General features: G+C 46.1%; 5 protein-coding genes. 1 reads left to right on the top strand and 4 read right to left on the bottom strand.

Annotated features, from left to right (window positions below):
• The first annotated feature begins 139 nt into the window (after window positions 1-139).
• Complete coding sequence (locus WGC32_RS09100; protein WP_191481538.1) at window positions 140-1,885, top strand: ammonium transporter; 1,746 nt, start codon at window positions 140-142, stop codon at window positions 1,883-1,885.
• Window positions 1,886-1,987: 102 nt separating this feature from the next.
• Here WGC32_RS09100 and WGC32_RS09095 read toward each other — a convergent pair whose 3' ends face one another.
• From WGC32_RS09095 to WGC32_RS09080, 4 genes are all read right to left on the bottom strand, one after another.
• On the bottom strand, window positions 1,988-2,737 hold the full coding sequence (locus tag WGC32_RS09095) for a nucleoside/nucleotide kinase family protein (protein ID WP_191510291.1): 750 nt from the start codon (window positions 2,735-2,737) through the stop codon (window positions 1,988-1,990).
• A gap of 116 nt (window positions 2,738-2,853) precedes the next feature.
• Complete coding sequence (locus WGC32_RS09090; protein WP_342681455.1) at window positions 2,854-4,803, bottom strand: transglutaminase-like domain-containing protein; 1,950 nt, start codon at window positions 4,801-4,803, stop codon at window positions 2,854-2,856.
• Window positions 4,804-5,417: 614 nt separating this feature from the next.
• A complete protein-coding gene (locus WGC32_RS09085; protein ID WP_342681454.1) occupies window positions 5,418-6,218 on the bottom strand; it encodes a DUF58 domain-containing protein in 801 nt (266 codons plus the stop codon).
• A gap of 417 nt (window positions 6,219-6,635) precedes the next feature.
• Window positions 6,636-7,565, bottom strand: a complete 930-nt coding sequence (locus WGC32_RS09080) for an AAA family ATPase (RefSeq protein ID WP_342681453.1) — start codon at window positions 7,563-7,565, stop codon at window positions 6,636-6,638.
• Window positions 7,566-7,588 lie beyond the last annotated feature (23 nt).

Genomic DNA, 7,588 nt, shown 5'->3' with positions numbered 1-7,588 from the left:
AGTAATCATACCACCAAGGCTTGAACAAAGTTCAAGCCAGCGTCATTTAGGCGCTGGCTTGGTTTTTCGGCCTTCTAGGCCGCGCTTCAAGCCACCCCTCTTAGGGGTGGTCTTGACTTTCAGAAAGTGAGGGCTAATTATGGAGTTTTCTGTCATCGATACCCTATGGGTCTTCCTTGCGGCCATCCTAGTTTTTTTCATGAACTTGGGATTTGCCAGCGTAGAAGCAGGTTTTGCAAGGTCGAAAAACACGGTTAATATCCTATCGAAAAACTTTATTGTTTTCGCAGTTTCCTCTCTGGGATTTATACTCTTAGGCTGGGGACTTATGTTTGGCGGAGACAACCCTTTCATGGGAACCGAACATCTATTTATTCTTGGAAATCAAGATCTTTCATTTTATGATCAAACCTTGACCTCCTCTGTTCCCTTCTGGGGGAAATTCTTCTTCCAGCTCGTGTTCTGCGGTACAGCTGCAACCATCGTATCCGGCGCTGTAGCAGAACGTGTTAAATACGTCACTTTCATTATTTTCTCTTTTGTCCTGACCCTCGTCATCTATCCAGTTATCGGTCACTGGGTCTGGGGCGGCGGATGGCTGGCAGATCTTGGATTTATGGATTTTGCTGGCGATTCCGTTGTTCACTCTGTTGGTGGCTGGGCGGCACTGGCCGGCGCAATGCTGCTGGGACCGCGCATTGGAAAATATGGCAAGGATGGAAAACCAAGAGCAATTCCCGGACACAGTATGTCTTTGGCAGTGATCGGACTTTTTGTTCTCTGGCTAGGATGGTTTGGGTTTAACCCCGGCTCGACAATGAGTTTCCAGAATCCATCCGATGTCTTCCATATTCTGATGACAACCAACACTTCGGCCATTGCAGCAGTGCTTACATCGACGATTACATCTTGGATTGTCTTGAAAAAACCAGATTTGGGGATGACCATCAATGGCTGTCTCGCCGGCCTTGTTGGTGTTACCGGTGGCTGCGCCTATGTAACGATTGAAGCTTCAATACTGATTGGCGCACTCTCTGGCATCTTGGTAGTATTTGCTGTTGGCTTCTTTGATAAGCTCAAAATTGACGATCCGGTAGGCGCAACTTCTGTCCATCTGGGATGCGGCGTGTTTGGTACCATATGCGTTGGCCTTTTCGCCAAAGAAGGAGTGACCTCTCTTTCTACCACAAATGGCTTATTCTATGGAGGCGGTTTCAACCTTCTTGGCATTCAGTTGATCGGTATCATTGCCATTGGCGCCTTTACCTTTATTACCTCCGGTCTGGTCTGGTTTGTCCTGAAAAAGACCATGGGCATCCGTGTTTCCCGTGAAGAAGAAATTCAGGGATTGGATATCGGCGAACACGGTAACATTGCCTATCCGGATTTCGCCCCTGTTACGGAAACATTTGAGGATGAGACTTCCATTGGGGATATGGCTGTACCTGTTGCCACTACGCAGTCGGCAGTTAGCGTAGAAAAGGCAGTACCGGTTGAACATCATGAGACAGCTGGGGCAAAAATCACCAAGGTCTGCATTCTGACCAATCAGAATAAATTCTCTCAATTGCAGGAATCTTTAGATAAGCTGGGGATCACCGGTATTACTGTCACAAACGTCTTTGGTTATGGACGGCAAAAGGGTCACACCCTCTACTTCAGAGGGAATCCAGTATCTTCTCGCTTGTTGCCTAAGGTTAAGATTGATATCGTCGTCTGCAAGATTCCGGTGGAAACACTGATTAAAACTGTTCGGGATAACCTCTATACAGGCAATATTGGTGACGGTAAAATCTTCGTCTATGACGTTGAGGATGTTGTTAAGATCCGTACTGGAGAGCGCGGTTATGATGCGCTACAGGACGAAGTTATAGGAGACGATTAATACTTAATATTTCTTCTTACACAGTGTAAAAATAATGTAGGATCTCTATAATAAAATCCCCCTTGTCGATCGACAAGGGGGATTTTATTATAGAGATGTTTCTCATTTCAAAACAGAAAAGCTTCCATCGGCATCCATCGTAAGTGAAAGATCGCCTAACCTACTCCCCTGTAAAACACGGCGAAGGCTGACGCCATCACCTGTTTTATAGAACTCCTCCGCCTCTTCTCTGGAGAATCCGCCAAGCATCTTTCTTCCAATGAGACGTTCTTTCAGGTCCTTCTCTTCAGCACGGATATAGACCGTATAGTCTGCTAGGGAAGCCAGCTCCTTCCATTGTCCCTCCTGGAACAATAGCCAGTTGCCTTCAATCAGCACAATTGGTGCAGTCACCAGCAATTTCTCCTCGACAACGTCATGCAAACGGCGGTCATAGATAGGCCACATGGGATCGCCTTGCCGTAAGGCATCTAATTTTTCTCTGAAATGCGGTACATCATAGGTTTCTGGACTTCCCTTTAGTTGCTTCATAGGAAGCACGGTTCCGTCTTTCTGTTTGACAGTGTGAGCAAGAATATAGTCTTGGTGATAATGAAAACCGTCCAATCCTATGGCCTGCATAGCAGTACAGTTATTTTCCTTGGAAAGATGCGCTAAAAACATGGCGAGGGTCGATTTGCCGGTTGCGGGCGGTGCCGCTAAAAAGACAATGATCCGTTTTCCCCGTTCCTTCTGCATCTGATCCAGTCGATGAAGCAAAGGCAGAAAAATTTCATCAATATTTTCTTGGGTAAACTTTGCCTCCACCGGCAGTCCATTGACCAAGAATGAAAAAGTTTTCCATGTTTTCATTAGTGACACCCCTAGCTATGATAAAAATAGTCTTCTAAATCCCGTTTAATAAAACTATTGTTATCATAACACAAAACGGAAAAAACGCCAAGAGAAACGAAAGCGTAGGGCTATAGCTAAAATACATGATAAAAATATCGGGACAATTGCCGACGTATAGAGGTTTGATGATTGCTTAATTCATCAGCTAGTTGATAGCCAAAATGCAAAACTTTCCGTCTTTCTTCTTCCGTGCAAGGCACACCAGAAAAGCGGGCTTTCTGCACATTTCTGAGCACCATTGTCAATTGATCCTCATGAAGCCATGGAAGCTTCTGACATACTTTTTGGCTATAACTTTCGGGAGTATCCAAGTTTTCCGGATTATCACATTCGGCTATATGGAGCATCAATTGTATCCATCGATAAGCTGCTAGAACGGCTGCATCTGTATCCTTTTGTGTAAGCTTCTGGCGCCTGTTATATAGTGCAATCTTCCGGGCCAAAATTGTAGCAAGTACCAGCAGGACGATCACACCGGCGGCATAAGCCACAAAAATCCAATTTGCCGACATACCCGGTCTATTTGCATTTTGAGTTTCCGGGATCGATGATGAACTTTGACTGGACTGGGACTCTGCATCGGGCTCTGAGGAAACCGCAGGATCTTCATTTTCTAGATTGTCTTCTTCAGGTATGGACTGCCCCTGCTCTTCGGTATAGCCAGGGGTCATTTCAACAGGAATCCATTCCATTTGGTAAGGGTCATAGACCTCTACCCACGCATGGGCCTGACTGTCGTCAATTGGGAAGTATCCATCCTCATCCCGGCTTTTTTCAAAGTCAGCAACAGAAATTCCAAATCCCTCTGCATAGCGAGCTGGTATCCCCATCGACCGCAGCAATACAGTGGCCGCAGTAGCAAAATGGACACAATATCCCTCTTTGCTTTCGTTGAGAAAATAGGTGACAAAATCCTCTTCTTCGGGGATGATTTCCGGCGCCAATGTGTACCGGCATTGTTGAGCTAAAAGACTGCGTAAATTCTCGCAGATCTGCTCCACATTCAGATATAGCCCACCAAATGTGTCGTAAGAAAAGATCGGCGCCAGTCCATATTGGCTGCGCAACGTATCGGCCCTATCCTTTACATCCGTTGGCAAGGCTGTGTAAGTATCATATACATACCTGCGGTAAGCATATTGTTCGCTCAAAAATGTATCAAAAGTGATTCCTCTCTCATTGGTCCACCCTTGGTTTTCTTCTACAAAGGCCCCGTTAATCATAGAAGTATCCAGGTAGATATAGTCCAAGCTGTCCCGGCTTTCGTCAACCGGACCCTGAAAATAAACCGGACCCGGTGTCCGCGCAATGGGATAGGATTGGAGCACATAGTCATCAATCCCTCCAAAGCCAGCAGTAGCCGCCGCTGTATCCTGGATAAACCAAACCTTACCCAATTCTTCTATTCTGGTTCGTAGACCATTAGGAATCAAAAAAGTAGAGTTTCCCAACGCAATGTTTTGGATGGAAATCTCCTGCAAAGGTGCTTCGTAGGACAGGGAGTCATTTCCCTGGAAAAAGGAAAGATAGTCCGCCAACATGGTTTGAGGGATTAAATTGGAAAACTCTGTGGAAGCTTCCTCATAGTCAATATCCGGCATCTCCTCCCACTGAGAACCTGTAAAAACGGCTCCGGCGTATCCACGCAGGTAAAAGGGGACATCCATGGAGGACTTGACCTTGAGCACCGTCTCCCCTTGTGCCCGTATCGCCCCGAGATTTCTCAGATCGCCCCGGCCCAGACCAGAGTAGCCCCCGCTTAACATCCTTACCAGATCAAATTTTTCCATGGCCTGTTGCAGATTGTCTATCGCTGGAGGGCGCTTATATTCTTGGGATGGCAAAATGAGCGAGGCACAGAGCAAAGAGGCAAGAAGCACTGGCAGCATTGCCAAGGTGGTAATATGCTGGGGAGAAAACCTCGTTGATTGGGCTCGGATTATTTTGGATTGTTTATTTTTATATTTTGCTTTGGATAGCAGGGTCAGCCGGGTTTGTGCGCTGCTTTTATAAACATACATCATGAAATAAGCCGCCATCAGGCCAAAAAAAGCTGATAAAGGCGGTGTTATCACAAAATAAAGTGCAGCACAGAGAAACGGCGCAGTACATCCAATTACGCCCCAAACACTGGGCCGGCGTATGATGAAAAACCCCAGCGCAAAAGCGATAAAAAAGTATAGAAATAGAATAAACAGTGTACTCTGCCAACTCTGCATCTGTTCGCTTACAGAATCTGTCACAAAAGTTGGAAAATCCCACATGGAATGCTCTGTAAATTGCCGCATGATGTGATTAAGTACATGCATGAAGCCCTGGCGCAGATCCGAAATGATATTCCATGCATAAAATAGCACAACACAGATGGGAACCAACGTGGTCCAATACCACTGTTTTATTGAAAATAGGATCAAAAATACGAGGATATAGGCGGATAAGCCGCCTATAATCCATTCAATCTCTACAGGTATTTGAAAACAGTATAAAAAGCAATACAAACTACCGAATAGAGCAAATACAAAAATAGAGAGCCGCATGAGGGCGAGCCAGAAATTATCTACCGGGCGTTTAGATGCCTGAAATTCATTGGTGAGGTTCTCTAATTTATCAGAAAATAGAGTATTTTCTTTTTTTCGCATCAAACCAACACCCCCAGTTGTTGTTCTAAAGGACTGTCGTCCAATGCGACTACATCACATCCCGCCTGCTGTAGCTGAAAAGCAAGATTTTCTCCCGGTCGGGTCATCAATGCTGTAACCTTCCCCTTTTTCTCCCATAGAAAACTAGTCAAAGCTTCTCGGATCATTAAATCGTCCTCGCCGGCGATTTCTCCTGTGGTCAGATAAACAAGATGTCTCCCCTGTATGGTTTGCCCTTGATTTAGAAACTGTGTTAACACCTCGTGGCGATTATTGCCAGACAGTGACAGCACACTATGCAATACACCGGATAAATCCTCTGTATTTGCCACTAAGGCCGTTTCCAGCGCTTCACCAGTTGTCCAACTAACGGAAAAAGGAATGTCCTGTTGGAGGAGGGCCATCGTCAGAGATGCAAAGCTATCTAAAAGCCGGTCCAGTTCTTCCAGCTTGGCTTTCATGCCAATATCCAGCAAGAATTGGACAGCAAACTGCAAGGGGAGCCCGTATTCTTTGACCATGAGTTTATTCTGCCGTAAACTCAATTTCCAATGGACATCCCGCAGGCGGTCCCCCTGTTGATATTCCCGCATCTGAAAAATTTCAGAGGGGTCATCCCCTTTTTTCCAAAGAGAGTATGCGTTACCGTCCGCCCCTAATTCTGCAGACTTTTCCACATTCCAGATGACTTCTACCGGTTTGGGCATGACGTAGATACTGCCCTTTGTTTTTTGCTCCTTACGTTTTAATACAGGCAGCTGGAACAGCCCCAACATATCCCGAACTCGTATTTTTTCCAACATTACATCTATTTTGCCGCAATGGTGAAAACAAACTGTTGGATGCAATGCCATGTGGCTGCAGGGCCCAATGGGAAAACGCAGCTGCTCCCTCTCTTCTGGTCTTGCCTTTAAATCAGATCTGCCCAGTTGCCGGGTATAACCAACCTGTAAAAAAACACAGGCGCAGGGAAAAAGAAAAGGATAATCCAATTTTAGGGTGTAATGGGCCTCCTCTCCCTTAGCGACAGCGATCTCTGGGCATTGAAGCTGACAGCGTAGCAAAAGACAGCTGGGAATAACAACCAAAAGTGAAAAAAGCGGAAGAAACAGGATAAAGAGAAGGAACAAATGAGAAAGATATGCCGGATAAAAGATAAAAAATAAAAAGGCAATAAGCAGCAGTATAAAGTATATGATTCTTTGTTTTGCCATAGTTTACACCAGTACCGGGGCTGCCACCTGCAATAGTGCCTGACGGATGATCTGCCGCCTTCCTGTCCCATTGACCTTTGCCCTCGCATCCAGCCAAATTCTGTGGATGCATACATGAGGAAATACCTCCTGTACATCCTGGGGGGTTAAGAAATCCCGTCCATGAAAAAAGGCACAGGCTTTCGCCATCTGAAACAGCGCCAATGTGCCTCTGGGGCTGAGTCCTAGGCGAATCACCGGCTGCATCCGCGTCCACGATGCTAAATCCGTGATATATTCATATAAAGGCTCCGAGACAAAGATACTTTCTACCTCTTGCTGCATCTCCCTGAGTTCCTGAGGGGTCACTACCGTCTGGATCCGTCCGCTGTGGGAACCAGGCTGACGTCGGCGCAGCATTTCCATCTCGCTCTGCTTATCCGGATAGCCCATAGAAAGGCGAACCATAAACCTGTCCATCTGAGACTCCGGCAGAGGCTGCGTCCCTGCGGAACCGATTGGATTCTGGGTGGCAATGACCAGATAGGGCTGCGGGACCTGTCTGGTAACACCATCGACGGTGATACTCCCCTCCTCCATGACCTCCAACAGTGCGGATTGAGTTTTACTAGAGGTACGGTTGATCTCATCGGCTAAAAATAGGTTGCACATGGCAGCTCCCGGGATATATACATTTTTTCCTGAATTCCTATCGTACATGGTATACCCTGTCACATCTGAAGGCATGACATCTGGAGTAAACTGCATCCGTTTATAGGACAAGTCCATAGCCTGAGAAAAGGCTATCGCCATAGATGTCTTTCCCACGCCGGGTACATCCTCCAATAGAATATGTCCCCCCGCTAACATAGCCATCAATGTTTTTTCTATGACGTCATCTTTTCCTATTACCGACTTTCTTACCTGGTTAATAATTTCTTGTATTTTTTGCATTCCTTGCAACTCCTTATCGTCTC

Source organism: Zongyangia acetica, assembly GCF_038739695.1.
In the GTDB taxonomy this organism is placed as follows: domain Bacteria; phylum Bacillota; class Clostridia; order Oscillospirales; family Ruminococcaceae; genus Zongyangia; species Zongyangia gallinarum.
This window is presented reverse-complemented; position numbering and strand designations above follow the sequence as displayed.

What these genes read in the sequence shown, in the direction of transcription:
- WGC32_RS09090 (WP_342681455.1), bottom strand. Translation starts at nt 4,803, where the DNA reads ATGATGTATGTTTATAAAAGCAGCGCACAAACCCGGCTGACCCTGCTA.
- WGC32_RS09100 (WP_191481538.1), top strand. Translation starts at nt 140, where the DNA reads ATGGAGTTTTCTGTCATCGATACCCTATGGGTCTTCCTTGCGGCCATC.
- WGC32_RS09095 (WP_191510291.1), bottom strand. Translation starts at nt 2,737, where the DNA reads ATGAAAACATGGAAAACTTTTTCATTCTTGGTCAATGGACTGCCGGTG.
- WGC32_RS09080 (WP_342681453.1), bottom strand. Translation starts at nt 7,565, where the DNA reads ATGCAAAAAATACAAGAAATTATTAACCAGGTAAGAAAGTCGGTAATA.